This is a genomic window from Pontibacter pamirensis (assembly GCF_010015475.1).
GTDB lineage: Bacteria > Bacteroidota > Bacteroidia > Cytophagales > Hymenobacteraceae > Pontibacter > Pontibacter pamirensis.
The window spans coordinates 14640-41473 of sequence record NZ_SSNI01000033.1 but is presented as its reverse complement, the minus strand read 5'-3'; the positions used below and the strand labels follow the sequence as shown (position 1 = coordinate 41473).

Genomic DNA, 26834 nt, shown 5'->3' with positions numbered 1-26834 from the left:
TTATTTTATTACACCCTGTAATATAGTAACATTCAGGACAGCCAATTGTAGCACTAAGCTTTTCGCCAGGGGCCGGTTATCGCTACTGTTAAGCCTGCCCCTTGCAGATTAACAAAGTATGTTTCGCCTGTTGGTGAAAACACACCTCCAGCAAACTCACATTTATAGCCTATATTTTGTGCCAGCTTGTAAAACTCCCCCTTTGGTGTAATTCCCACCACATAGGGAGCAGGATTATCTTCGCATAACACTAAATCACCCCACTGCGAAACAGTCATGTTATCGCAGGCGTTGGCAATGGTAGAATCGTTTGGTTCTACAAAAAGCTCCAGTTTCCCAGGCCGGATCTTTTCTTCCGCCTTTCCCTCATAGATGCTTGGCACATATTTAAATACCTGGCCGTGCATGGATGCACCGCCGTTTGTACAGGCAAAAAACACTTCATTATTCCCAAACCACATTCCCTCGCCGCGCGCAAAACGGGCTGCCCCTTTCTCATAGCCCTGCAGCCTTAAATCGTTCTCTGGTGATTCTACATTTTCTATATCTATCCAATCCACATCAAAGGGGTGCCCAACCGGAAAAGCAGGCGTAGCAAGCTGTTCCCAGTTGCGGGTATCCTGGCTTTTCTGCTCTCTTATTACCAAAGCCTGCAGCTTGCCCCCTTTCAGCAATTTGCCGTTCTTTTTTGGTATAAACCGATAGATCAGGCTGTCTCCTGTGTCTTCTGTCATGTATACAATGCCCGTTCTCGGATCCACGGCAACAGCTTCATGGTTCATTCTCCCCATTGCTTTAATCGGCACTGCTTTGGTTAACTTTATTTTTGTGCTGGCTGGTACTTCAAAGTTATAGCCATGCTCCTGCTCACAAGAATTTTCTTCGTTTGGCTTCAAAACAGATTCCTCGCAGGTAATCCAGGTATTCCAGGGCGTAAGGCCTCCGGCACAATTCCTGGTAGTGCCGACCAAGCTCAAGAATTGCTTCTCTACTTCACCCGTTGCCGGATTATACACCAGCGTAGTAGTGCCGCCCAATTGAGGAGCAACGCCCTTGCCGTAATCATAGAATTTATCTTTATCTATTTCAGAAAGAAGTTCGTTCTGAGCTCCAAAAGCGCCACTATCCGGGTTAGAGATAAGCTCATGATTCCGCACCAGTATGATTCTTCCTTTTCGCCCTTTGAAGGCGGCCATACCATCAGGCGCGCCAGGCACTAACAGGCCGTCGCTCATCATGTCTCCCTTGCGGGAAATAATTTTGTAGGAGAAGCCTTTGGGGAGATTCAGAATGCCTTCCGGATCAGGAAGAAGCGGACCATACCCCACATTATAATCATTGAAGGAACGGGAGGATGCTAATAAGGGGGTATTCACAAAGTGCTGTAGACCTATAAATCCGAGGGAAGCCATCCCCGCTAATTTCAAAAATTCTCGTCTTGTGTTGCCTTGTTCCTTCCTCATGTTGTTATCCCGGTTGGTTATGAAGCTATTTGATTAAGTCTTAAGTTATTCTGTTCAACATATAAACGCTTATTCAAAACATTACTAAATATCAGTATTATACTTTATAAATGAAACAGGTAGTTGTCTAAAGCACAAAAGCCATTTCTCTTGTAGCGGAATTCATCTCGCCATCTCTTCAATATAGTGCTTAGTTATGATGGTTCTCTTTTAAAGGCTTCCCGCATCGCTTTAACCTGCGACACATCTGCCACCAGCTGCTCAAATTCCGACAGGTTCCTGTTGCTGGACATGGGTGGATAGGCTTTGCGGAAATTCATACTGCTTTCCACAAGCTTGCGCACGGAAGCATGCACTTCGCTCACCCCGGTTTCAGAGACTAATTTCCGCACGTTCGATGGGTTTACTCCACCTCCTGGCATCACAATCAGTTTACCTGCAGCCCTCTCGTTTAGCTCCCGGATCAGCCCGGAACCCTGCAGCGCCGTTTCCTGCTGGCCTGAGGTAAGCAAGTGGTGAACGTTTAGCTGCAGGAGTGCATCCAGCGCTTTTAGTGGGTCCGGGGTAAGATCAAAGGCTCTATGAAAGGTGATACTCAGCGGGCCTGCATGCGCTATTAGCTCCTGCGTCCTGGCGGTGTCTACACTGCCATCCTTGTTCAGGACACCAATCACAACGCCGTCTGCGCCAAGTTCCCGGCACACTTCTATGTCATTTTTCATTACTTCGAACTCAGCATCTGTATACAGGAAATCACCTCTGCGGGGGCGTATGAGCACGTGCAAACTTATACCGATGCTTTTCCGGACTACCTTGATTAAACCAGCGCTGGGCGTGGTGCCGCCTCCTGCCAAATAATCGCACAACTCTACACGCTGCGCGCCTCCCTGTTCAGCCGCCACGGCAGAGGCTACTGAGTCAATGCATACCTCCAGCGCCGGCTCCTGGTCAAAACTTGCTCTTTCCATCCAGCAGCTGTTTCCCTGTTGTGTCCTGCACGGCAAAGTTAAAGCCCCTGTGGATGCAGTAGCCACCATACTCGCCGTTCTTGTTTAGCGCGATAAAGCCAACCTGCAGGTCTTTTACATCTTTCTGCTTGGAGATAATCCGCTCGACTGCCAGACGACAGGCGTCCTCGGGCGAGTTGCCCTGGCGCATCAGTTCTACCACCAGATGGCTTCCAACCATCCGCATCACAGCTTCACCCAGGCCTGTGGCTGTAGCTGCCCCCACCTCGTTATCCACAAACAAGCCTGCGCCAATGATAGGAGAATCTCCGACACGGCCATGCATTTTATAGGAAGCGCCACTGGTGGTGCAGGCTCCTGCCAGGTCACCGTTCGCATCCAGTGCGAGCATACCGATGGTGTCGTGGTTTTCGATGTTGATAACAGGTTTATACTTTGACTCCTTTAGCCAGTTCTGCCAGTCTTTTTCAGATGCAGGCGTCAGCAGGTTCTCTTTCTTAAAGCCTTTAGACAAGGCAAAAGCCAGGGCGCCGTCTCCCACCAGCATCACGTGCGGCGTATCTTCCATTACCTTGCGGGCCACTGAAATCGGGTGCTTGATGTGCTGCAAAAAAGCCACCGCACCGCAGTTGCTGTCTTTGTCCATGATGCAGGCATCCAGTGTCACTTTCCCTTCTCTGTCAGGGTAGCCTGCATAGCCTACGGTTCTCACGTTTGGGTCCGCTTCCGGCACTCTCACACCCGCCTCTACTGCATCCAGCGCACTTCCTTTCTCAGACAGAACTTTCCATGCCGCTTCGTTGGCAGGTATGCCGTGGTCCCAGGTAGAAATAACGATAGGCTTGTTGCTTTTTGCCGAGCCCAGCGTGCCACCAAATGCTTTCGCAATATGGAAGCCTCCCCCCATAAGTGTCGCACCTAATGCGGATAGTTGTATGAATTTACGTCTGCTACTCATTGTCCTGTACTTGCTTTTTTTGATGTATGCCCGGATCATGCATGCGGAAAACCCGGCCTGACATGATCCTGAATAAGTTAAGAATTTAAAAGCAATATTCTACTCCATACATTTGAAGAGTTCATGCTTTCCGACTTCAACAGGCATGAACCGTTCTTTTAAGACATGGAATCTGGAGGAAAGCACGCGCATGCCTTCTCTTCTAACCAAGCAGCCAACCAATTGGCGCTTGTTGCCTCACGCACTTCCTTGCGCTGTCCTTAACCTTTCTGATACGGCGGGGTATAAATCTTTTATTATTATCCTGATAAAAGAGGAGCGGATGGCAAGGGGGCTGGAGAAGATACCCTCTCCTTTACCACCCGCCACACAGGGGCAATGGAGAAGTCAGGATCTTCAAGTAACAAAGAGATGTATGGATACAGAATTAACAGAAGAAGAACGAATCGGAAGTAAGCGTTACCACCTTTTTTACAAGCTAGAGGCGGCCCTGGAGGCGCCTATGTTCATTCTATCTGTGCTCTGGCTTGTCTTTCTGATTATGGAGCTAACAAAGGGGCTAACGGCTACACAGGAGCTCCTGGTGGTCATTATCTGGGGCCTGTTCATTTTGGAATTCCTGGTTAAGTTCATCATCGCTCCCCAGCGGTGGCAATACATCAAGTCAAACTGGCTGACCATAATAGCCCTGCTAATTCCAGCGTTCCGGGTTTTCCGCCTGGTGCAGGCTATAAGGATACTACAGTTTAGCCGCGTCACTACCTCAACTTACTTTGTCCGGGCCCTGACTTCCGGCAGCCGCTTTCTGAGGGAAGTAAAAGAAGCACAGGGGCCGGAACCGGAACCGGAGATGAATGTGGGAATCATGTTGGCACTCAATAGAGCGGCTGACACAGCGGGTATGGAAGCCTATGTAAGGCAGCTTTCGCTGGATGCAGGTCAGGAGATGGAGACGGGAACAGGCATTAAGTGGAATTTCCACCTTGCAGAACCCGTTACCCTTGAAACTGGTACCCCACGCGGGCCCTCCCAGTTTCTAGATGAAGCCAGCATGCGAATGGCAGAGGGACCTTTCGATCTGGTTGTAGTTGTTACGGATGTAGCTCTTCTGTCCCGCAAAAACAAGGCGGAGCCCGGCCTTGCTTCACAGGTCAGCCGGGTACTGGTTATCTCCACCCGAAACCTGGTCAGGTCGCAGCGGGGAGAGCCCCGCCGTGCACTTGACGCTGAGGATGTGCGGTGGAACGGCGCTGCGTTGTTGCTGCACCTGCTAGGCCATATCAGCGGGCTGCGCCGCAAGGACAGAAACGAAAGCGAAGTGATGGCCCCCTACATGTTTAAGGAAGGCAGAAGGAGTGTGCCGCACCTCAACGCGGCCGAGCGGAAAGCGCTCCGGCGGCGAAGTGAACGGTTGCCTGAGCGCGAACTTCATGGAGGGAACATGGCTGAAGGACTTATCTTCCATATTCTCATGGCTTTCCGGCACCCGATGGAGGTGGCTGTGCCGCTTCTGAGAAACTGGGCGCTCCTGCTGCCGCTTTCCCTGCCCGGCCTTGCCACGGCTGCGGTAGCGCCTTCTTTCCTGCTTATTTTCACTGCTGAGATTTGGGATGTGGGGCTGAACATGCCGAACCAGATAGTTGTCCTCTATGCCGTTATCAGCATACTAGGTGCTACTTTTTACCTGGTCCGGGTGCAGTCACTGTTTCTTCCGAGGAAAGACAAGCGCATATTAACAGAGCATTTAGCCGTGGCCAACACAGTTATTTTTCTGAGCATGCTGCTAGCCTGCATTGGCTTGTTTATTATTGTGGGTGGCCTCATGTACCTCATCGAGACATACATTTTTCCTGAGGGCCTAATGAAGACATGGCCTACGCTGCTGGACCAGCCGGATATTGACTGGCGGGCGAAACTGCGCTTGGCTGCTTTTATAAGTACCGTTGGCGTCACGACGGGTGCCCTTGCCGGCGGTTTGGAGAGCCGAACAGTCATCCAGCACCTGGCTCTCTTCCGGGACAAGCCATGATCTGATACCACTTCTCAAGGAATTTCTGAGCCAAGAGCCTCTGGGAATGATGCTGTCTAACCTACTGTGGCTAAAGCTTCGCCAGCGGCATTTAACCTACAGTTGTATTGTTTCTCTCTGAGCTCTCAAGGCCGAGAGGCCTCGTCTTCGGGCATCGCGCTGGGAGTTTTTTGCGCCAAGGCGCTGCCGCGCGAGCGGCACCAAAAATCTCCAAAGGCGCTCAACCCAAAGACTGGAAACACCTTCACTCCGTGCTGAAAGATAGAATATGCTGCTGCTTTTTTGAGGTGCTTTACATCATTTGGTATTAAAACCCAAAGGTTTGAGCGTGCAGAACACGACAACAGCAGCAGCTAAGGGACATCCACGTGTGTTACTGAGTAATCAGCAGGATAAGGTAAGCGACGTACAGCACCAGGAGTATTCCGCCTTCCCACCTTGCCAGTTGTCTTCCCTTGCCCGTGAAGATGAAGATAAACAGCAGCAGGCTGGAAGCAAGATTAACGGCAATGTCTGGAAATGAGGCTGAGTTTACCTGCAGTGGAGTGACAATAGTAGAGACACCCAGAATCAGGAAAATGTTGAATATGTTAGAGCCCACTACATTGCCGATTGCGATGTCCACGTTCCGCTTTCTTACCGCCACCACTGACGTTGCCAGTTCGGGCAGCGAAGTTCCGATGGATACTATCGTTAGCCCGATAATCCGCTCTGAAAGCCCAAAGGTCTGCGCAATGCTTACGGCGCTTGTCACTATCAGCCTGCCGCCCACAATTAATCCTACCAGCCCGAGTACAATGAACAGAAAAGCTTTTAGGGATGAGTAGTTTTCTGTCTGCATCTCTTCCTCATCCGGACTGCTCCTGGCCACTGTCAGGTTGTAGACCAAGAAAACAGAGAAGAACAGAAGCAGGATGATTCCTTCGGTCCTGGAGATAAAATTAGATGCTGCGCCGTCAAGGTAAGCATCACTGGCTACGACAAGCACAGTAACAGCGGCCAGAAAGCTCATTGGTATCTCAAGCCAGGTAGTGTTCGTCTTAACTGACAGGGGATAAATCAGGGCGGAGATGCCCAGTATTCCCAGCACGTTGAAAATGTTGCTTCCCAGCACATTGCCCAGCACCATTTCCGTGCTGTTGTTGATGGAGGCAATCAGGTTCACCACCAGCTCAGGGGCGGATGTACCGAAGGCCACAATAGTTAACCCGATAACAATGTTAGGAACGCCCATCCTGGAGGCCAGACTTGATGCAGCATCAACAAGTTTCGTGGCGCCGTAAATTAAGGCAATGAATCCGGCCAGGAGAAGCAATATGTTCATCATATTATTGAATTGTCTTTCAGGTTGTAAACTTAAAGTCAAGCGTTGTTGATAGAAAAGCTGACCTGATGAAATAAGTACAGTATCTATAGGCTGATGTTTCATCATGGATGCTATACTACAGCAAACGCAATCGGTTCAGGTCCGCTTCTTTCTTGAAAACGCTCCATTCCCTCATCAGCGCATCTTCAAGCTTTAAGCGAAAATGTGTGGTTTTAAATTCTGACGAGGCTCATTTGCAGCGTATAGTATAAATTACAAACACATTCCCAGATAATTTCTGTCTGTAACGCCGCCAAATAGCAAATAAAAAATGTTACTTTCTTATTGAGTTTAGTCGCCTATTACAAACTTAATATATAGTTAATTAATAATAAATACATTATCTAATTTATTTAAATCCTATTAACACTTTAATTTATACAATACAATCTAAAGGTGGTTTCTGCTGCTCGTTATGACTTTGTGTTACTCCACGCATATTATTTTCCTGTTGCCGTGCAGGATTAGTGTGTATTATTGACACATGTAAAACATAAAACTGTCGCCACATGAGTAAATCAGCTACTTCTCTTCGCCCGAAAGTTCTAAAGAACATTAGAAGAATTTTTACCATGGTTTCCGCCTCCCCAAAGGCAGATACTGGTTTTGACGAGAATCTGTTAAGCTTCTCTACCATTGATGGTAGTGTAGTGGCTTATAAGTCCGGGGCAAATGCTGTAAGGTCCGGGGCAGGAATATTTGTTGGCGGTTACTTTGTTGGTGTTGCAGATGAGGAAGCGCTTTCTGGCCAAAGCATGCCCTTTATCAAATACTGAATATTAAAGGATGCGCTTCCCTTGCAGTGAGAAATATTTACACACTGCAAGGGAAACGTACTATTTTTTACATGAAATAGTAGCTTTCACGCATCTCAAAAGTCATAAATAAACTACCTCACCATCAACGACCAGTACTATTGCTTCAGGCTTTTTAAATAAGTCATACTTTAGGGCACCTGTACACTCTTCCTGTCACTTTCATCCTCAGTGTAATAATGCTTGATACCCGCTTTCTTAGCGGCTTTTAAGATGGCCGCTAAGTCTAACTGGCCGGTGCCCAGCGCTACATCATTCCCTATAGGTGTTCCACCTGAATAATACCGTATACTCTGATGCAGACCGCTAACGAAACTTGTTGGAGGGCCAGCCTCAGGCTGCCCTAGGAATCCAGCCACCGAAGAGCTTCCGTAGGCGATGTGAAGTTCCTGACATCAAATTTCGTCACCCCTAGCGCATCGGCCCTGGTAACCACTGACTCCAGGGCTACCCGATGGAACAAGTTCTCCGGCAGCACCCTTGCCATCTTTTTCAGCTGCGTCAGGGAGAGCAGTTCATAAAACCTTGACGACATCCACTCCTTGGCCTCAGCGGGTAAAACACCTAAAGATTGGGCATTGGCCAAAACACGCGCCCCCTGGGTATCACGCAGTACCTCATAAAGCTTCGTCCCACCCGTTTCCATTTCCTTCACGCTTACCGGCCTCAGCCAATTCGACTGGAGCAGATCTGCGTCGAGGTCTACCTCTATTATGTAAAAGTCTGATGTGTACTTTATATCAAACGGCATACGGCATAGGCTTAATGTTTAAAGCATGTTTAAAATTTATACTTAAGCTGAAAATGTGCGCCTTCAAAAAATTAAAACATGCTTTTAATCAAGGTTGAACAAACTTACAATTTCCTGTAAATTATCCTGTGTAGAATATAGTTACAAACTGGTATGGCTTAAAGCAAGCGCTTTATACGTTTATTACTATCTCTCCAATTTTGTTTGTGGCTTCGCTGAATGCAGGAAGGCACAAACAAAGAAGCCCCCGCATAACGGAGGCTTCTTTTCTGCGGCTATAAGCTAAGCCTACTCTTTCTTAGAAGCGTCTCCGCCTCTTTCGTCCATTCTAACAACACCTGTCTGTCCCTGCGCGTTTGTCAGGTTCACCTCGTACACAATAGCACCTTCAGTGCCTTCTGTGGCTGGCTTGATTAGATAGATGTCTCCTACTGTCCAGTCTTTATATGTGTCGCTCTTCAAGGCTTCCTGAACAGGCTCCGGAAGTTGCTCCGTCGTTACTTTTTCTTTTTTCTCTTCCTGCTGCATTGCTGGTGCCTGCTCTTGCGGAGTGGTTGTTTGTGCACTTGCGTCAAGCGATGACATTCCCAAAAATGCGATGGCGGCTAAAAAAGTTACTTTTTTCATAATTGTCTGGTTAAGTTATGCCTCTTACTTTGACAGAACCATGCCACGGACACTAAAACTAATCAATTACCTGATTTACAGGCAACTAATAATATGTCGTAGAATTAAATAAGTGTGGAAGAAGAGCGGGAACTGTGTATGCTTTTCTACACTCTGTAGAAGATAGCCACGCCAGGATGCACCAGCAAAAGGTTTTCTCAGTATGCTTTGAGGGTGGCTAAAGCGACATCCTTGTATCTTCAGACATAGCCGTAATGGAAGAATATGCATTTACCTAAGGCGTCAGCGGCGCCGGCTTCAACAAATTTTTACCCCCGGAAGCGGACTGGCAAATATATTTCGTAATATCGCCTTAGCGAGCATGTAAAACATGTCTTCTTCTAAAATAATAAACAAATAATGGCAACAGGACTTCTTGCTTTATTGGATGATGTATCGGCCCTGGTGAAAGTCAGCGCTGCGAGCCTGGATGATGTCCCCGCTCAGGTGTCAAAAACAACGGGTAAAGTATCCGGCATTGTCATTGATGACGCCGCCGTAACGCCCAAGTATGTGGTGGGCCTTGATCCTTCGCGTGAGCTTTCGATCATTTTTCAGATCGCTAAAAAGTCACTGATCAATAAACTGATTATTTTAAGTCCGGCTGCTCTGCTGCTCGGCTTCTTTGCGCCCTGGGCAATAACGCCCATATTAATGATGGGTGGTGCCTATTTATGTTTCGAGGGCTATGAAAAAGTCCACTCCATGTTTAGCAAGCATCACCCTGATGACGCCCATCAAAGCCCAGGGGAAGATGTAAAAGTAATTACACCCGAAGAACTGGAGAATACAAGAGTGAAAGGGGCAGTTCGCACAGATTTAATTCTTTCTGCTGAAATTGTAGCCATCACATATGCCAATGTGGCTGAGCAACCCCTGGTGTCACAAATTGCCGTCATGTTAGCCGTGGCTATTTTTATCACGGTTGCCGTTTATGGGTTCGTAGGCCTGATTGTAAAAGCTGATGATATTGGGGTGCATATGGCAAAAGAAAACCATCATCTGCAAGTCAGAAAAATCGGGCGCGGCATCGTAACATTTATGCCACACTTTTTAAAAATCCTAGCCTATATCGGAACTGCAGCCATGTTGTGGGTAGGAGCAGAAATTATTGCCCACGGTATTCCTTTCACGAGTCATGCGCTTGATGATTTAGGAAATTCTCTGGCTCACATGCCCGCTCTTGCCTGGTTTGCAAAGGTGTTGGTCAGTGGTTTAGCTGGACTGGTTTTAGGTGCAGTCATTGCAAATATTCTGTCACTTATTCGCAAAGCTGTTTGAGGTTTTAGGCGGGATGATTACTTTCCGCCTAAAATCATAAAAGTTAGATGCAAATGAAAGTTTCCGTATGAAATATGGTTTGACCGCCAGTACTATTCTTTCATCAAATGTATTGCGCTAAAGCGGTACTCAGATAGATGATGAGAGTTATAAAACCTAACAGCATATACGAAAGAAATTCACCTTTAAGAATTGTTGATAATCGGTTGATTTTCATAATAGTTCGTTTTTTACATTTACTTTGTTGCGTAAAATATATTACCAGGGCTTGAATTAAGAATCACTATTTCCATTAATATAACGGTGTCGTACATAAAGCGAGCAAGGCATAGCCGAAGCTTGAATTATGGGCAGTGTTGCTTGCAGACTTTTCTTCATTTATTCAAGGCAGGTTCCTCTTATTTCTGAATTTGCTTCTTTCTATTACAATTGAGGTAACACTTGTCAGGCAGAAGACTTTCTATGACTGCTTCTATTAATCAACGTACAAGTTTTAGTTTTCAACTCTGGCATAGATGCCAATCAACTGAAGTTTTGTCCAGTTCGCGGTACTGAAATCATAATAGTTCTTACTTATCAATAGCTCAAGTGTGTCTTTTTCAATTAGCTTAATATCTTCAAGCTTGCCCCACAATTCCTCATTCTTCTCCTCCACGTTGGTGCGGTCAAGGTGAATAAGTTTATTTTTCTCATCATAGCTATACCCATAACCAACGCCGTTAAGATTCCTGCTAAAATAGACTACCCCATTGGGTGAATCCTTATAATCAAAAGTCAGGTGGGAATCAGGAAAAGGAATATATAGGTGATGAAAAGTGTTATCGTGGTATTTCGTAGGCCTTATCTCCAGATAACTATGAGGATAATTAAAACCAAAACCATATGGGTTCAAATTAGATTGGCTGATCTCCTCCATTACATTTGTAGAGACTTCTCCATCATTGTTCAAATCTACTAGCCTGTCTGTAACCAGTGATTCAACCTTATAACAGCCCCCAACGCTTGGCCTTTTTTCGTCTTTTTTACAAGCAGTTGCTAGCAGCATAGCAAGAAAAACAAGAGAGTAAATCTGGAGTAAGATGCGAGGGAGTGTTTTGTTTCTTTTCATCCTATACTTTTTTAAATAATATTATCTTAACTCAATCTGCTCTCATTCTTTCTCAAGGTGAATGTTTCAGCTTACAAGCAACGGTTGAGCTAAAAAGTGCTTTCAATACTTTTTAGCTCAACCGTTGTGCATTCTTTATTTTTGATCAGTGCGGCCAATAAATTTCGAGTTGCTTATGTTCCTTTCTTTAGGGTCAATATTATTTGGCCAGCATGATGCGAATTGTGAAAAAGGATGTGTGAAAAAAGCTTTGCTCGTGAAACTGTGCCAAAGAAGGGCGTATCAATGGGTTCAAGCCATGCTGAATCAGGCGTCTTTTCTACAAGATTTCGGAGCATTTCATAACCTTGTTCAATTAAATGCTTACTTTTTTCTACGTCTTCGCCTTGTCCTGTATCTGATTGGCCCATAGTCGTATTTTGCACCAATGATGACACTCCAAAAAATAAACCAAACATATTGATAGTCTCGCCAAGGTGACGAAGAATAAAACCAGCCGATGCTGTTTTACCATTTAATCGAAGCGTCGCATTATCAAGAGTTATTTCGTCAAAGGCAGCGGAACAGGTAATTCTGTTTTGGTATAAAATATCCAGAAGAACTTCTTTTTGCATATCTTTTAAAATTATGTTTTTCTCCTTTAAATGATGCACAACTTGCGGATATAAGTAGTTACTCCGTTTAGCCGCCTAACGGTACGCGTATAAACGTAACCGGACTAACGAATATACTATATTGCAACTCGCTCTCTATTAAATGTATTGAACATTTTTTAAATAGAGTTTTCCTATTCCTCCTGCGGAATAGAACGCGCACGAGCCACTGACAAGTGGTCAATCATGCAAGAACCCTAAGTCTACTTGCTGTGTGCGTTACACCCTGTTTTATCTAAAATAAGGCTGCAGCGCTGTACTGACTTGGGTTGAGGCCGGTCTTTTGCTTAAAGAAGCGGCTGAAGTGCGAGGCGGTATCGAACTGCAGGTGCTCCGCAACTTCTTTTATGCTCCAGGAAGAATAGGAAAGCAGGTACTGCGCCTCCCGCAGCAGCCTCCTGTGAATGATTTCCAGGGCACTCTCCCCTGTTTCCCGCTTCACCGACTCGCCCAGGTGCTTGGCAGAAATGTTCAACATGTCGGCATACTCGCTCACGGTACGCTTTGTCAGGAAGTTCTCTTCTACCAGCATTTTGAAAGCGTGGGTAAGTTGGTACTGCCGGTTCATGTGCTTTGTAAAGCTCAACAAACAGGCCTCGCAAGCCCTGTTCATCTCATAGAGCAGTTGCAGCGTCTGCAGGCGGATGATGTTCAGGTGAAAAGCACCTCCCCTGTCAAACTCATCGCTGATTTTCTCCAGGCCAGCCTTCATCGCATTAAAACTGTCAGGCTCCAGAGTATATACGGGAGGATAATCCGGATTCATCTGCAGCAGGTTATCTACGACCGGGCCACTTATAAAGCTTTCATCCATGAATTCCCGCCTGAAAAGGAGCATGTACAGGAGCAGATCTTCTGTTGAGCCCTCATAGGAGTTAATGACGCCCGGTGAAACGAAGTGTACCGTTTGAGGCTGCACCTCGAACATGAACTGCCCAACAGTTTTCGTGCTGCTGCCCTTCAGGCACAGTATCATGGCATAGTGGTCTGTTTTAATAGGCGGACCACTGCTGGTCCCGCCCTCATTGCTCAGCACGGCAAAGTCGCCTCCGTAGTCCAGGCTTTCGTACTTATTCATTCCAAAAGTCTGCTGCGCTTTTTTCTTTTGCGACAGGTAGTACCTGATGGTGGACTTGATATCCAGCACACGCGCCACCTCAAAAGGGAGTATCAGAGAATCAGCCATCTTTCCTTATATATCTTTCGCTCCACAGGCTCAAATTTAACCTTTTCGTTTGAAGCACCAGCAGAACTGAAAGCATTTCTGCCTGAGCGCATGCAGCAGCGCCTGATGTTCGTTTTAGGTTTCTATTTTGCAAAAAAACGAGAGCTCATGCATTGAAAAAGATATCAAGGTAAGTATCATCCGTACTATTGGTTCTTCTTCAGGAGATTTTGGTATTGAGGTGCGCTGTCAGAAGGTCTAACTTTGTGGTTCAAAATAGTAGAGATATCAAAGTAGTTTTCATAAGCTTTCTTGATATCTGATAACCAATAACTGATTTAAAAAATATGGCAGCAACGAAATGGGCTTTAGACCTTTCTCACAGTGAACTAGGCTTCAAAATTAAGCACATGATGATTTCCAACGTTACAGGAAAGTTCACACAATTTGATGTTGAGGCTGGAACCGAGGGTGATGATTTTTCTAATGCGAAAGTAGTGGCTAACGTTGATGTAGCTTCTATCAATACCAACAATGAGCAGCGGGATGAACACCTGCGTAACGCAGATTTCTTTGGAGCGGAAACACACCCGAACATGAAGTTCGTGTCTACCAAAGTAGAAAGAGTTGACGATGACATCTTTACCCTCTACGGAGACTTAACCATAAAAGACACGACAAAGCCAGTGAAGCTTACTGTTGAAGACAATGGTGTCGCCACAGACCCCTGGGGAAATGTGAAGGCAGGCTTCTCTATCAGCGGCAAAATCAACCGCAAAGACTGGGGCATCAACTATAATGCAGCGCTCGAAACAGGTGGCGTGATGCTGGGAGAGGAACTAAAACTACAGGGAGAGGTGCAGCTCGTAAAGCAAGCGTAAACTCCGCTTTTTCTTTCCTCATAACAAACAAGGCTGCCCGTGCAACGGAGCAGCCTTGTTTGTTATGATCAGTGGAGGACCTCTGCATACAATCTTGTCTCCAGTCCATTATTGGCAACAGCCACTTAAACCATCCGCTATCGTTTCGCTCCCTTGCGCAGCAAACGCTAACATAAAAACGCGGGGGAAGTAAAACTACCTTGTGAGCAGAATCATAAACATACCGGCAAAGGTCGGCTTGAATTTACAGATAGTGAAAACAGCCTTTGCAGCTGCGCTATCCTGGTTTGTGGCCAGCAGCCTGCTGCACTCGGAATACCCTTACTTTGCTGCTGTTGCAGCCATTATTACAGTGCAAGTTACGGTAGCGGACTCTGTAAATAAAGCAACGCAGCGTATTGTGGGTATAATTGGTGGTGTACTGGTAAGTATGTTGCTGGGGCATTGGTTCCAGGTAGGTGCTTTCTCCATATTCTTTATCATTCTGATAGGGATGGGCATTGCCAAAGCGCTCCGGATGAACCCCCAGATCATATCGCAGGTAGCCATCAGTTCACTTTTAGTACTTGCTTTCGGACAGGCCAAAGAAGGGTATGCCTATGAAAGAATCTTTGAAACGATTTTAGGGTCTGCCATAGCGGTACTAACCAATGCGCTCATCATCCCACAAAATGCCGTGCCGGAAATAGAGCGGAGCATCATGACATTTAGCAAGCTGTGTTCAAATACTTTAACCAACTTAACTGCGCTGCTGGATATGACAGGCACAAAAAGAAAAACCGATCGCTCCGAGGTAGACGCACTCATCAAAGAAGCTGAAAAATGCAGGAAGGCACTTGACCTGGCCGAGCAGAGCCTGAAATACAACCCCCTGCTGACGCACGAAAGGGAACGGCTAAACCAGCTTGCCAAAAGTATTCGGCAACTGGAAAGTATCACCATACAGATAAGAGGCATCCGCAGGAGCCTGGCCGACTTGCAACTAAACCAGCATTCCGGGCTGGAGCAGACGTACGTAGAGAGGCTAAAGCGAGCGGTGGAGGCTACAGCAAGTTGCGCTGCTGCCTATGGGCTGTTCTCGGTGCATGCAACGGAGGAAAACCGGAAGAACTTAAACGCTGCTGTGCTTCAGGCCCTGGCAGAACAGGAACGCTGCCTGGATAACCTGCAGCACGTAGGGCTGCCGGCTACGCTGCGGGATATCGGGAGCATTCTCACCGATTTAGGCCGTATCGTGTCAGAGACTGATAGCCCGCACATCAATTCAGAAGCAACAGAGGCGAAATAAAATGCTTCCTGCCCTGCATTCCGCCATAGATTTGGTACTCCTCAGACACCAAAGCATTGACAACAGTTATTGATTATTAATCCTTCAGTTCTTTTCATATCTAATCTGACTCAGGATCAGTCAATTAGTAGTTTCAACTGCTTACTACCTGATGCAACCTGGGCTTTGATAAAATACACACCTCGGCTCAGCTTATCTATGGGGACTCTTAAATTAAAGGCACCTTGCTCATTGGTAGTAAGAACCATTGACTTCAGAGCACGGCCTAACTCATCATGCATGGTAATCATAACAGCTTTATTCTTGCCGTAATTACTTCCATCCAAATACACCCAATCACCAACGCTGGGATTAGGATACATCTTCAATTGTAATTCTTGTTCTTCATTTTCTTCGAAAGCTTTAATAGAGGCGATAGACGGTTTAGCCATCATCAAAGCTTGAGTTGTTTCCTCAGCGACTCTTTCCACCTCTATGGCTGATATGATGGCATTGTCTTTCAAGGAGGTCAGGTCTACATTCAGGATGCCGTCTGTCACAGATACGTTCATGAAGGTCTTCACCACGGCCTTTCCAGCACCGTCCTGCGCATAGATGTCATAGTTGCCGAGCACCCGCCTTCCCTCCAGGTCTACATGGAATACACGGTCTCCGGATGAGCCTGCCTCCTTACCTTCGGGCATGCCGAAGTACGGCTCCACGAAATGGAGCCTCACCCGGTAAACGCTAGCGGCCTGAACAGGAATAGCATAACTGAGCGGGGCCCCGGAGGAGGCATACCTGTAGTGCTGGTATAAGTTATCATCCGTGGTGCCTGCCACATCGAAACTCTTGGATGCGGCAACTCCCCCTGAAAAGTAGGTGTCTGCGCTCCAGGGACGCGAAAGGCTGTCAGTGAAAAAAGGACCTCCCGCATTGATGAAGACAGCACTGCTGGATTCTTTCTCCACCTCTATGGCTGATATGATGGCATTGTCTTTCAAGGAGGTCAGGTCTACATTCAGGATGCCGTCTGTCACAGATACGTTCATGAAGGTCTTTACCACGGCCTTTCCAGCACCGTCCTGCGCATAGATGTCATAGTTGCCGAGCACCCGCCTTCCCTCCAGGTCTACATGGAATACACGGTCTCCGGATGAGCCTGCCTCCTTACCTTCGGGCATGCCGAAGTATGGCTCCACGAAATGGAGTTTCACCCGGTAAGGGCCAGCGTCCTGAACAGGGATAGCATAACTGAGCGGGGCCCCGGAGGAGGCATACCTGTAGTGCAGGTATAAGTTATCATCCGTGGTGCCAGCCACATCGAAACTCCTGGATGCGGCAACTCCCCCTGAAAAGTAGGTGTCTGCGCTCCAAGGACGCGAGAGACTATCTGTAAACGCCCCACCCCCTGCATTAATTCGTGTAATGATTTGAGGGGCTGTATAGATATCTACAGGAGTGTAGGCCTCCAGGTTTACAGTTTGTCCCTGAATGGTAGCAGTTACAGCTCTGTCAGTTTCTACTTTGGTAACAGCCCCATCCCTTAGCTGCAGCACAAACCCACAGTGTGTACTGAAGATGGCGTCAGCAACATCGTCGTTATTTAAATCTATACTCGCTCCCTCTCCTCCGGCTGACGTTCTGCCTATATAGGTATCTCCCTTCACTCTTCCTACAAGCGTAGAAAAATCATTGCCTGAACGACTATAGCTTTCCCGTACAACTTCAGCTGAGGGATCCCCAAAGCCGCGAGGATAGATAAATGTAGCATTCACGGCAGTGCCGGATACCATTCGCACAGGTTGCAAATCCCCGTACGAGCTTCTCCTTACAGCATCTGTGGCCGTGATAGTTGGCGAAGAATGTAAAGCAATGAAGTTTTGCTCATCAGCTTCACCGGGAAAAGATACACTTGCAATATGTGATGTTAAAGGGGTGCTCAAGTTTACCGCGCCATCAAATTTAAAAACGGGCCATGTGACACCGTAGTCTGTTGATGGTGCGCTAGATGTAAGCGTGGAGAGTATACCATCAGGCGTAATAACGAAATCATTTGTGAAGTTAGGTCCGGCATTGCCAGCTTTGGGCCGGTATTCCACACGGCAGCGCACTAACAAAGGATGCGCGAACTGAGTCGTAAAAGATGCCTCATAGCGATCGGGTATACTCGCCAGTCTGACCCATTGGTTGCCTTCTAAAAATGTAGGGGCAAAAGACACTCCGTACCTGGAACTTGTTTCTCTCACCCCATCAGATGGCCCAAGGCGAGAGTCCCAGCCTGTTCTTCCAAAACGGACAACTCCCAGCGTCGTCCAGAAAAGGTTGTGCTCTTTTTTTGTGGAGCCTCTCAGGTTAACCTGCATGTGCATTCCTCCCGCATTTGCAACGGCTGTTGCCAATGTCTTGTCACTTACAAGGGTGTAGCCTCCTATTTCATTAGGGGCAGGTTGTTCCGGTATGTCAGAGGCATGCCTCAGGTAATTTTCTGCCATATGATACATCATATAGCCATTATAATTTGTAAAGTGACTATATGGGGCGTAGCTAGTTCGCTCTGCGGGGTCAAAATGATTTTTGGTGACAGAGTATGTGCCATCAGCTCTTCTCCACCGCTGCACACTTTGAAAGCCAAGTGCGGCGGCACGACGGTACTGACCTGCTAAACGGGCGTCTCCTTCCTGATTGATTATTTCTGCCAACGTTTCATACCCGTTGGCCATCACGATATCATTCCAGGTATGGTTGCCACTGCGCCCACCGGCTACTCCCTGCCCTGATGGATCCTGGAGTAAAAGGCTGGACTGGGTTCCTTTTTTTAGGATACTCATAATTTCACCCTTGAAAGCGCCATCATAGCCCTCTGCAACCATGGTCAGTAAATTCCCCCTTGCTGCTGCCTCATAGGGCCAAGAGTCTGGTTCGCTGGAATCATCGTGGTAAAAGTTCCAGGAGTTATTTGTAAATCGGTTCTTCTGCGTGCTTATCCAGCTATCCTCCAGCCATTGGGTAGCCTTTAGTTTGTCTACATATCCCTTTTTTGCCCGATACCATTCCCCCTTCATTGCGTACGTTCTCCAGTTATGGGTATAGCCTCTAGTAACCTCCTTCACTGGCTTTTTCATTCTGCTTTCCCATTTTTTTAGCTGTGATGCGGAAACATGGGCAGCATAAAGAGGTACAGCGCTAGCCAGGGGCGCCAAGAAAAACTCTCCATGATTATCCGGTATAGCCGAGGCTCCTTTCGATATTTTGGCAGTGGCATTGTTCATGGCAGCCACTCCTTCGTCCAATAAATCCATGGCGCGGCCCGCAAAAATCAGGGTACCTATGGCATGTGCAAAATAAGGCGTGGCATATTGCACTTCCCGGTGGAGGTAGGGATCGATGATAGCGCCGCTGGGGTTCTGGAACTTGGCACTTTCCCTAACAATACCTTCCACTCTGTCCAGATAGGTATCTCTTGAAATGTTCAGGGCCTGCCACGGCCGTGCCGTTAAGTGGTACTTTACTTCGGGAAGTGTGGAAGGGTAACTGGCTTCCTGGGCGAAGCTGTAGTTAGTATAGGCATTAAGATGTAATAAGGCTAGCAATATGATGCCTCTTAATACACGAGTGTTCCTTGTTTTCTGAAGGAAGACATAGCTAGATTTTTCCATAAAGGAGTTGTTTATGAAGCAGCATCAGACTTTATAGCTCAAGTTGCGATTTGTTGAGTGTGTCAAAAATCTCCTATCCCTTACTCCTCCGCAAAGGGGGACTGCCTACTCTCTTGCTAAAATTCCCTCTGAGGGTAGAAGCCCTTGATCAGGAGAGGTTTTTAGCATGTGACTTTTCAACACCAGATTTATAATTAGTCTTTGGTAATGTTTATGATGCAACTTAAATTATATAATATTTTAGAATATAGTCTGATGCTAAATACGCCCTTCTGACGCCACAGTTTTGATATATCATTGAAAAACATAATTATTTTAAAAAAATTTTTTCGATAATCTCTCCATGTTTATACTCTGTAGGAATGGTAGTGAGCAAATAACTTAAAGTGATGCAGAATAGGTATAGCCGGAACAACAGATAGCGTCTGCCAAAAATTACAGGAAGATAGCAGAGGATAGATTCAGATTTGAATTTTATAAGCAAGGAGTTTTCTTAATCAGCACTTCGTAAAGTACATTCAGTCTCATAAACAGCGTTACGCTCCGCACTTCCCTTACTTTTTTGACTGTGTAGCTACCAGCGTGGTGACAGAACGGGGAGACAAAACTATTACACTGTCGCTGTTTACCAGGTTGCCGGGTTTCAAATCCTCCTCCGCTGTGGTTACATATGGTCTGATACCGCCGGCAACATTAGCTCCTTTCGCATTTAATTTTACCTTCACTGGCTCTGTTCCGGAATTTATAACTACTGTTATAAGCTGCTTTTCTGCCGTATCAATGTAAGAAGAGGCTAGCACGGTGTTATCTTCCGCTTTCGCTCCTGCCAGCTGTGCGCTGACGCGTATAGCACCAGGACGAATAAAGCGGCTGTAATTACCTAGAGCCCAGAGCATCTTGCTTTCATAGTATGCACCGTCTGCTTTGTTTTTATCTACATAAACCAAGCCATCCTTGTAGTCGTATGGGGAGACGGCTAACCACCACTGCCAGGCGGTAGCATTTGCAACTACCAAATCATTATGGACAACACGCGCCAGGTAAATAGCCGGGTCTATTCCCAAGTCCCGCTTGTTGCCATCTATTTCTCCGGCATTATTGCCCAGAATACAGTACTCGGACTGCCAGTATTCCAGCCCTGGCACAGAAGCTACTTTTGCAGCCAGTTTCTCTCTACTGTCAACTGCCTGGTCAAAGGGAGAGGTTGTAAAATAACTATGCGCCGAAATTACTTTGCTTATACTGGAAAGGTCGCCGACATAATAAGGAGAATTGCTACTGAAAAAAGCTTCTATCTGATTCCCCCTGTTCGGCTTATCGGCAGCTTCATAGAGATAATTTATTTCCCCGGCTTCGGATATGTCAATTTTAGTGGGAAGGCTTCTTTTCTCAAGAGAAGTATTGAGCGCTTTGACGATACCGGCAATGTCTTCATTCGTAAATGGAGTCCCCTCCTGCCCTCCGTCACTCCAGTCCCATTGCGGCTCGTTTACCGGGCTGATATAACCGAAGCGAATACCCTGTGTCCGCTCCACTCCCTGTATGATATCTGCCAGGTAGTCGGCAAAAGCACTATACTGCTCAGGTGCCAGGTTAGGTGTAGCATCGGAAGCGAAGGCTTTGCCGTTTTTCGTTAAGTGAACGGGAGGGCTGTTCGGAAAGGCCAGGAACTTGTTTACACCGCGCTCCTTCGCTGCATTTAAAAACCATACCTGCCCGGCCTGCCGCTGCCAGTTGTAGCTTCCATCCTCCTCCAGAAAGGACTCAGCCCGTCGCCACTCATCCCGGATCCCGCTTTGCTCCCCCTGCTGAGCGCTCCCAGCCCCAATGTTAAAGCGCCACAGGGACAATCCTATCCCTTCGGGCTGGCCATTTGACGCAGTATCCGTATTAAACAGCAAATCCGCGATGGCATTTCGTTTTTCAACTGGCTAGTTTCCCACGAACTGACAGGCCCAGGCATCAGAAGCCCCAAAATTATCTATCGTCTGATATTTTTCGGAAGCATCTATACTGAGGGTGACTTCATCTGCCTGAAGTGAGGGGGAAGCCTGCGTATACTCCTTAGGAAGATTGCCGGAACACCCCATAAAACAGCATGCTATCAAAGGCAACTGCCACAACGTGACCTCACAGCTCTTTCTCATGGATTCCAATACATTTATCATGATTGAATGCGTGTAGATTATCGTAAACTTGAAATGTACGCGTGTTTCTGTCCGCCATTGCCTGATTATAGGCATTGATTTTAGTTGTGTCGAACAACTCCTGTACATAGGAGCCCCAGCCACCAAAGCCTCCGTTGGTTTCTTGACGGTGAATCCTAGAGAGTGTATAGCATTTACTTTAGCTTCTGAATAAAATTAGCAGAAAAACATGCTACAAAAAAGATAACCGAGAACGACGCAAGAATTTTATCTAATGCATAGCTTCTTGTTTTTTATTTCATTACTGGATTGACATCCTTTCGGTCTTAAAGAGAAACCCCTCTTTTCCACGGTATAAAATCATCCTGCCCGTGCCGTACAGCAGCGACCTCTTCTTCACCACTAGCCACCGCAATCACATAATCAAGAATTCTCTCCCCGGCTTGTTGGATTGTTTCTGTTCCCTCCGTAATAGCTCCTGTGTTAATATCAATAATGTCGCGCATCTTATGATAGAGCTTCGTGTTGCTGGCAATTTTAACCACTGGGGCAATCGGGTTGCCCGTTGGCGTGCCCAGACCTGTTGTGAACAGCACAACAGTAGCACCGGATGCCACCTCTGCAGTAGTTGATTCAACATCATTGCCAGGAGTGCAGAGCAGGTTCAGGCCCGGCCGCTTTACCTGCTCCGGATAGTCCAGTACCGCCACCACTGGCGAGGTACCACCTTTTTTGGCAGCCCCCGCTGATTTGATGGCATCAGTTATCAACCCGTCTTTGATGTTGCCGGGAGAGGGGTTCATGTCAAATCCAGAGCCGACTGCCATCGCCCTACTATTATATGTTTTCATTAAAAGGAAAAAACGCTCCGCGTCGTCTGTTTCCAAACACCGGTCACTCAGATCCTGCTCTACACCGCACAACTCCGGAAACTCTGCCAAAATCACCGAACCTCCCAAAGCCACAAGTAAGTCAGAAGTATAGCCAATGGCAGGATTCGCAGATATACCGGAAAAGCCGTCAGAGCCACCGCATTCCAGCCCGATGCATAGCTTACTGAGCGGTGCCGGCGCACGTTCACACTGATTTGCCTGCATCAGGCCGGCAAAGGTGCACTTCAGGGCTTCTGAAAGCATGTCTGTTTCTGAGCCTATTACCTGCTCCTCCAACACATAAAGTGGTTTACTAAACTCAGAAGCCCGCTTCTTTATCTCCACTTGCAGCATCGTTACCTGTGCATGCTGGCAACCGAGGCTTAACACAGTAGCCCCTGCCACATTGGGGTGCGTGATATACCTGCCAACAGGCCACACAAAGCCTGCGCATCATCTCGCGTGCCTCCACAGCCACCTGTGTGCTTCAGGAACTTTACTCCGTCTACGTTCGGAAACAAACGGTGCTTTGCCTGCTGAATGTCTTCTACTTTCAGGTCTGTCTGCAGAATTTGCTCAACGCTTTGGCCGGTCTTGTAAATGTCAATTAGTTGCTTTGCCTGCGACTGATACTGCTGGCTTTTGCCATAGCCCAAGTTATTCACCAGCGCCTCCTCCAGTACTTCCAAGTTTCTGTTTTCACAAAATACCATCGGCACCACAAGCCAATAGTTTGCAGTTCCGACACGTCCGTCAGACCGGTGGTACCCGTTGAAAGTTTTGTTTTCCCAACGCGAAACATCAGGCTTTGGCCACTCTGTTCTACGTTCTCCGGTGGTGAAATCATGGGCGGCATGTTTCAGGTTATGCGTAGTGAGCAAGGCACCTGCCGCCACATCTGTCACTGTTTTCCCCACAAGTACACCATACATGGTTACCTCAGATCCTTTTGGCAGATCTACCGTAGCAAATTTATGCTTGGCAGGAACAGTGGTTGTCAGCAGATACTGTGCTTCGTCATGCGTGAGCACATCACCTGCTTCCAGGTCTGTCAGCGCGACCATCACATTATCTTGAGGATGTACTTTAATAATCTTCCGAACCATCTCTGATTAATATTTTCTTTTTCGTTTGTTACCTAATCGTGCCGCTGGTTAGCCAGCCTCCATCCAATGGCATAAGTTCTAAAATTGCCAGGGTTTGCCTGGAGCTAAACTGCATCCACTGCTTCAGTTGCGACAGCCAAGCGTATACTGTCAGTCCATTTCAATCATTGCTTTTATAAATACGGTTTCAGGTTGAGGCCAGCTTGCAAAGTCTTGTTGAACCTGATCAAATTTCACCCGATGCGTAATGTATGTTTCAGGTTCAATTAAACCTCTTTCCATCGATGAAATTACCTTCGCAAAAATTTCGCGATTGGCATTGCGGCTGCTCATTAAGGTAGCTTCACGCTTATGAAATTCAGGATGGCTGAAGCATACCTCCCCTCTCTGCAAGCCGACCAGTACATACCTGCCGCCATGTGCCAGATACTGAAAAGAGTTGTTGATTGCTTTCAGGTTTCCCGTAGCATCTATCACAACAGTGGGCATGTCACCATTCGTGATATGCAGTAGCTGCTCTGTTACATGAGGGTCGGTGATCTTAATGGTATAAGGCAGCCTTAGTTTTTCTTTAGCGAAAGCAAGACGCGCTTCATTTATATCCATCGCAATAACGGTGGCTCCAGCGATGCGCCCGAGCTCCATTATCCCTAAGCCAATGGGCCCGGCGCCTACCACTAACGTAAACTCTCCGGGCTTTATACCGGCCCTCCTGACGCCATGTGCTACTATGGCCAGCGGCTCCACGAGCGCCAAGGCATCGTAGGATAAACTGCCCCCATGTACAAGTGCATAGGAAGGTACAGAAAGGTATTCTGCCATGCCGCCATCTATATGCACCCAACATACTTGTAAACTTGTGCAGCAATTAGGTTTATCGGAGCGGCAGGCAATACAGCCGCCACAGTGGAAGTAAGGAATAAAAGTTACCGCCTCTCCTTTTTTGAAACTTGGGGCACTGTCAAAAGCATCCAGTTCTCCTGCCAGCTCGTGTCCCAAAACACGCGGATACTCAAAGTATGGCTGCGTACCCTCAAAGGCATGAAGGTCGGTACCGCAGACTCCAATTCGTTTAATTCTTATAATAGCATTGCCTTCTGTTAAATCTGGCTTTTCTGTGTGCACATATTCAAACTTGCCGGGAGTAGTACATACTGATTTTCTCATCATAACTTGTTTTCACACAGGAATTACCTGATTATAATGGTATTATATTCTAATAAAGCTTATTTTTAAGCAAGTATAGCATACAAATAAGATGAAACCCCAGCTACTCAAGGTTGCCACAGAACCGACGAACTCTTTTTGCATTCGCCATAACATCATCCCCTATATGAACAACAGGTGGCATTTCCACCCTGAAGTGGAATTGATTCACTTCCATAAGGGCCATGGCCTGCAGTTTGTCGGTGATAGCATCATGCGGTTTGGCCCTGACGATATTGTGCTGGTGGGCGCTAATCTGCCGCACTACTGGCGCTTCGATGATATATACCTGCACGACAGAGACAACTCCGTCGCCTATTCCACTACCATCCACTTTAAAGAGAACTTCTGGGGAGACCGCTTCCTCAACCTGCCAGAAAACAAGCAGCTAAAAGTGTTGCTGGACAAAGCCCGGAGAGGAATTATGGTTACGGGTGTGGCAGGCAAAAAGGTGAGCAGGCTGATGCGTAAAGCACATCAGACAACAGGCGTATACCGGATGATCGCCCTGCTAAAGTGCCTCCTGGCCATTGCGGAGCAAGACGAACTGACGCTGCTTTCCTCTTTGGGCTTCCAGGCAGACCTTTCCGATGCAGAAAATGAGCGCATCAACGCCATCTATGAGCACACCCTCTCCCACTTTAAGAGAAAAATACCCCTCGAAGAAATTGCCGACACCGCCGGCATGACTCCCAATTCGTTTTGCCGCTACTTCAAAGACCGAACCGGCAAAACTTACTCTCAGTTTCTGACGGAGATACGAGTGGGCTACGCCTGTAAGCTACTGGTTGACGACAAAATGAGCATCAAACAGCTTTGCTTCGAAAGCGGGTTCAACAACTTCAGTTGCTTCCATAAGAACTTTAAGCAAATTATGGGTAAAACCCCGCAAACTTACCAGAACGAGTACCTGAAAGTGGAGGCCTGAGTTTACAATTCAGCTTTTCCCTTAGTTTCTATTTTGAAAACCACAGCCATGTCATTCACCTTTTCAGATGGTGTTGTCAGGGTGAGTCCGTTGTCCTGCCAGTTATGTTTTATTTTATCCCTCGAGCCAAGCATAGAGACACGCTTTATTTTCAGGTTTCCTTTCAGCTTGTCTTTCGCGAAAGACTCCAGCAGCACCTGCTGGTTGCCTCCGGGCCAACCAAGTACAATGGCATAAATGGTATTGCCTTTCGTGGTGTACCGGACATCCTGTGGCGTGTATTTCACAACAGGCAAAAAATGACCGGCTTTTTCCAGTTTTGTTGGCCCTTCTCCATACACCACCCAAAGACGCGTCGCGTATATTGCTTCGCCGTGCTCATTCAACCAGTCTCCTATTTGCAGCAGTACCTGCTGCTGGTCCTGTGGTATTTCGCCATCTGCTTTCGGAGAGATGTTCAGCACCATCACACCGTTTTTGCTCACAATGTCTGCTAGTACATGAATAATATCAGCAGTAGGCTTTAGCTGCAAATCATTTGTATAACTCCAGCTGCCCGTACTTATCGTTTCATCAGTTAACCAAGTATCGGGGGTAATCTCATTCATCCGCCCCTTTTCAAAGTCTTTGATGCTGACCTCGTCCGGAAAATCGTCGCTTTTGTGCGTGATCACAACCTGCTTTCCCTGCTCGTTAGCTTTGTTAAAGTAATGCGCCACGAACTCCTGCTTATACTTTTCAGGAATCTTACCTTCCATGCCGTCAAAATAAATAATATCAGGGCTGTAGTTGTCAATTACCTCCGATAACTTGGCTTTCCAGTTCTGATAGAACTCCTCCGCCGGAAGGTTTCCGTAGAGCATTCTCAGTTTCGGATCTGTAGAGGAAGTAGACATATCCGCCTCGTAAGGAAAGTAACTCTTGTCTGTTTTCGCCTCTGGGTTATCTGCATAAAGCTGAAGATTCCGGGCCATATGGAAAGTGGTCATCAGCTTCATGCCCCGGCCATGGATTGCTTTCTCCAGTTCAGCCATCACGTCCCGTTTAGGTCCCATGTCTTTCACGTTCCAGGGAGTAACCTTACTTGCCCACATCGAAAAGCCTTCATGGTGCTCTGCCATAGGACCGGCAAACCGTGCACCGGCCTTTTGAAACAATTCGGCCCACTCCTCGGCATCAAACTTCTCAGCTTTAAACATAGGCACAAAATCATGGTATCCGAATTTGGAGGGATGCCCATACGTTTCCAGGTGGTGCTGGTATTCAGGTGTGCCTACCACGTGCATGTTGCGTGGGTACCAATCGTTGGCAAAGGCTGGCACGGACAAAATACCCCAATGGAAATAGACACCAAATTTAGCATCCTTAAACCACTCCGGCTGCTCATTGTACTGTGCCAGGGAAGTCCAGTCCGGTGTGTAGGTAGTAGGCGCAGGAGCACTCGCAGAAGGTTTAGAGCTTGTACAGCCTCCAACAAATAAACCCGCCGCAAGGCTTAAAGCGATAACAGTGTTTCTCATAAGTGTGTGAATTTTGCAGGACAAA

At 47.1% G+C, this 26834-nt stretch carries 18 protein-coding genes and 4 pseudogenes; 6 read left to right on the top strand and 16 right to left on the bottom strand.

All coding sequences use genetic code 11. From position 1 onward, the window contains the following. Positions 1 to 53: 53 nt before the first annotated feature. From E1919_RS20945 to E1919_RS20935, 3 genes are all read right to left on the bottom strand, one after another. Positions 54 to 1463 (bottom strand): alkaline phosphatase PhoX, encoded by a 1410-nt coding sequence (locus E1919_RS20945; protein ID WP_162055377.1) that lies wholly within the window; start codon positions 1461 to 1463, stop codon positions 54 to 56. Between the two features lie 194 nt (positions 1464 to 1657). Further along, complete coding sequence (locus E1919_RS20940; RefSeq protein WP_162055376.1) at positions 1658 to 2431, bottom strand: copper homeostasis protein CutC; 774 nt, start codon at positions 2429 to 2431, stop codon at positions 1658 to 1660. Next, entirely contained in the window at positions 2412 to 3389 is a 978-nt protein-coding gene (locus E1919_RS20935; protein WP_162055375.1) for an isoaspartyl peptidase/L-asparaginase family protein, read from the bottom strand. Before E1919_RS20935 ends, E1919_RS20940 begins: the two co-directional genes overlap by 20 nt. 145 nt (positions 3390 to 3534) lie before the next feature. Here E1919_RS20935 and E1919_RS20930 point away from each other — a divergent pair, with 145 nt between their 5' ends. Continuing rightward, positions 3535 to 5418, top strand: a complete 1884-nt coding sequence (locus E1919_RS20930) for an ion transporter (RefSeq protein WP_162055374.1) — start codon at positions 3535 to 3537, stop codon at positions 5416 to 5418. A 373-nt stretch (positions 5419 to 5791) separates the two neighbouring features. Here the strand turns inward: E1919_RS20930 and E1919_RS20925 are convergent, their stop codons facing one another. Next, on the bottom strand, positions 5792 to 6745 hold the full coding sequence (locus E1919_RS20925; RefSeq protein WP_162055373.1) for a calcium/sodium antiporter: 954 nt from the start codon (positions 6743 to 6745) through the stop codon (positions 5792 to 5794). 548 nt (positions 6746 to 7293) lie between these two features. Here E1919_RS20925 and E1919_RS20920 point away from each other — a divergent pair. Beyond that, positions 7294 to 7560, top strand: a complete 267-nt coding sequence (locus tag E1919_RS20920; RefSeq protein WP_162055372.1) for a hypothetical protein — start codon at positions 7294 to 7296, stop codon at positions 7558 to 7560. 170 nt (positions 7561 to 7730) lie between these two features. On the opposite strand, the pseudogene E1919_RS28145 reads toward E1919_RS20920, so the two are convergent. The 3 genes and pseudogenes from E1919_RS28145 to E1919_RS20910 all read right to left on the bottom strand — a co-directional run. Further along, a pseudogene (locus E1919_RS28145) lies at positions 7731 to 7877 on the bottom strand (sugar phosphate isomerase/epimerase); the annotation flags it as partial. Between the two features lie 65 nt (positions 7878 to 7942). Further along, positions 7943 to 8350, bottom strand: a complete 408-nt coding sequence (locus tag E1919_RS20915; protein WP_162055371.1) for a hypothetical protein — start codon at positions 8348 to 8350, stop codon at positions 7943 to 7945. Between the two features lie 288 nt (positions 8351 to 8638). Beyond that, positions 8639 to 8977, bottom strand: a complete 339-nt coding sequence (locus E1919_RS20910; RefSeq protein WP_162055370.1) for a hypothetical protein — start codon at positions 8975 to 8977, stop codon at positions 8639 to 8641. Positions 8978 to 9376: 399 nt separating this feature from the next. On the opposite strand from E1919_RS20910, the gene E1919_RS20905 reads away from it, so the two are divergent. Beyond that, positions 9377 to 10297: a DUF808 domain-containing protein gene (locus E1919_RS20905; protein ID WP_162055369.1), complete on the top strand. Its 921-nt coding sequence runs from the start codon at positions 9377 to 9379 to the stop codon at positions 10295 to 10297. A 493-nt stretch (positions 10298 to 10790) separates the two neighbouring features. Here the strand turns inward: E1919_RS20905 and E1919_RS20900 are convergent, their stop codons facing one another. The 3 genes from E1919_RS20900 to E1919_RS20890 all read right to left on the bottom strand — a co-directional run bounded on the left by E1919_RS20900 (position 10791) and on the right by E1919_RS20890 (position 13244). Then, positions 10791 to 11405 (bottom strand): hypothetical protein, encoded by a 615-nt coding sequence (locus tag E1919_RS20900; protein WP_162055368.1) that lies wholly within the window; start codon positions 11403 to 11405, stop codon positions 10791 to 10793. 173 nt (positions 11406 to 11578) lie between these two features. Then, entirely contained in the window at positions 11579 to 12019 is a 441-nt protein-coding gene (locus E1919_RS20895) for a DinB family protein (protein WP_162055367.1), read from the bottom strand. 274 nt (positions 12020 to 12293) lie between these two features. Beyond that, complete coding sequence (locus tag E1919_RS20890) at positions 12294 to 13244, bottom strand: helix-turn-helix domain-containing protein (RefSeq protein WP_162055366.1); 951 nt, start codon at positions 13242 to 13244, stop codon at positions 12294 to 12296. A 326-nt stretch (positions 13245 to 13570) separates the two neighbouring features. On the opposite strand from E1919_RS20890, the gene E1919_RS20885 reads away from it, so the two are divergent. Both E1919_RS20885 and E1919_RS20880 read left to right on the top strand, forming a co-directional pair. Then, positions 13571 to 14104 (top strand): YceI family protein, encoded by a 534-nt coding sequence (locus tag E1919_RS20885; protein ID WP_162055365.1) that lies wholly within the window; start codon positions 13571 to 13573, stop codon positions 14102 to 14104. A gap of 202 nt (positions 14105 to 14306) precedes the next feature. Then, positions 14307 to 15392, top strand: coding sequence for an FUSC family protein (locus E1919_RS20880; protein ID WP_162055364.1), 1086 nt, complete (start codon positions 14307 to 14309; stop codon positions 15390 to 15392). A 116-nt stretch (positions 15393 to 15508) separates the two neighbouring features. Here E1919_RS20880 and E1919_RS20875 read toward each other — a convergent pair whose 3' ends face one another. The 5 genes and pseudogenes from E1919_RS20875 to E1919_RS20860 form a co-directional block, all read right to left on the bottom strand. Next, positions 15509 to 19030, bottom strand: coding sequence for a malectin domain-containing carbohydrate-binding protein (locus E1919_RS20875; protein WP_162055363.1), 3522 nt, complete (start codon positions 19028 to 19030; stop codon positions 15509 to 15511). A gap of 554 nt (positions 19031 to 19584) precedes the next feature. Next, positions 19585 to 21120: pseudogene (locus tag E1919_RS20870) on the bottom strand (glycoside hydrolase). Between the two features lie 383 nt (positions 21121 to 21503). Further along, positions 21504 to 22981 (bottom strand): annotated as a pseudogene (locus tag E1919_RS20865) (UxaA family hydrolase). Next, a pseudogene (locus tag E1919_RS28140) lies at positions 22967 to 23113 on the bottom strand (hypothetical protein); the annotation flags it as partial. The pseudogenes E1919_RS28140 and E1919_RS20865, both read right to left, overlap by 15 nt. A gap of 192 nt (positions 23114 to 23305) precedes the next feature. Further along, entirely contained in the window at positions 23306 to 24322 is a 1017-nt protein-coding gene (locus E1919_RS20860) for a zinc-binding alcohol dehydrogenase family protein (RefSeq protein WP_162055392.1), read from the bottom strand. A gap of 91 nt (positions 24323 to 24413) precedes the next feature. On the opposite strand from E1919_RS20860, the gene E1919_RS20855 reads away from it, so the two are divergent. Next, on the top strand, positions 24414 to 25289 hold the full coding sequence (locus E1919_RS20855; protein ID WP_162055362.1) for an AraC family transcriptional regulator: 876 nt from the start codon (positions 24414 to 24416) through the stop codon (positions 25287 to 25289). Between the two features lie 2 nt (positions 25290 to 25291). Here the strand turns inward: E1919_RS20855 and E1919_RS20850 are convergent, their stop codons facing one another. Then, the gene (locus tag E1919_RS20850) at positions 25292 to 26809 is read right to left on the bottom strand and encodes an alpha-L-fucosidase (RefSeq protein WP_162055361.1); all 1518 of its coding nucleotides are present in this window, start codon (positions 26807 to 26809) and stop codon (positions 25292 to 25294) included. Positions 26810 to 26834 lie beyond the last annotated feature (25 nt).

Coding starts and splice junctions, on each gene's coding strand:
- E1919_RS20905 (WP_162055369.1), top strand. CDS start 9,377: ATGGCAACAGGACTTCTTGCTTTATTGGATGATGTATCGGCCCTGGTG.
- E1919_RS20875 (WP_162055363.1), bottom strand. CDS start 19,030: ATGGAAAAATCTAGCTATGTCTTCCTTCAGAAAACAAGGAACACTCGT.
- E1919_RS20885 (WP_162055365.1), top strand. CDS start 13,571: ATGGCAGCAACGAAATGGGCTTTAGACCTTTCTCACAGTGAACTAGGC.
- E1919_RS20935 (WP_162055375.1), bottom strand. CDS start 3,389: ATGAGTAGCAGACGTAAATTCATACAACTATCCGCATTAGGTGCGACA.
- E1919_RS20900 (WP_162055368.1), bottom strand. CDS start 11,405: ATGAAAAGAAACAAAACACTCCCTCGCATCTTACTCCAGATTTACTCT.
- E1919_RS20910 (WP_162055370.1), bottom strand. CDS start 8,977: ATGAAAAAAGTAACTTTTTTAGCCGCCATCGCATTTTTGGGAATGTCA.
- E1919_RS20920 (WP_162055372.1), top strand. CDS start 7,294: ATGAGTAAATCAGCTACTTCTCTTCGCCCGAAAGTTCTAAAGAACATT.
- E1919_RS20945 (WP_162055377.1), bottom strand. CDS start 1,463: ATGAGGAAGGAACAAGGCAACACAAGACGAGAATTTTTGAAATTAGCG.
- E1919_RS20925 (WP_162055373.1), bottom strand. CDS start 6,745: ATGATGAACATATTGCTTCTCCTGGCCGGATTCATTGCCTTAATTTAC.
- E1919_RS20860 (WP_162055392.1), bottom strand. CDS start 24,322: ATGAGAAAATCAGTATGTACTACTCCCGGCAAGTTTGAATATGTGCAC.
- E1919_RS20890 (WP_162055366.1), bottom strand. CDS start 13,244: ATGGCTGATTCTCTGATACTCCCTTTTGAGGTGGCGCGTGTGCTGGAT.
- E1919_RS20855 (WP_162055362.1), top strand. CDS start 24,414: ATGAAACCCCAGCTACTCAAGGTTGCCACAGAACCGACGAACTCTTTT.
- E1919_RS20940 (WP_162055376.1), bottom strand. CDS start 2,431: ATGGAAAGAGCAAGTTTTGACCAGGAGCCGGCGCTGGAGGTATGCATT.
- E1919_RS20930 (WP_162055374.1), top strand. CDS start 3,535: ATGAACCGTTCTTTTAAGACATGGAATCTGGAGGAAAGCACGCGCATG.
- E1919_RS20915 (WP_162055371.1), bottom strand. CDS start 8,350: ATGCCGTTTGATATAAAGTACACATCAGACTTTTACATAATAGAGGTA.
- E1919_RS20895 (WP_162055367.1), bottom strand. CDS start 12,019: ATGCAAAAAGAAGTTCTTCTGGATATTTTATACCAAAACAGAATTACC.
- E1919_RS20850 (WP_162055361.1), bottom strand. CDS start 26,809: ATGAGAAACACTGTTATCGCTTTAAGCCTTGCGGCGGGTTTATTTGTT.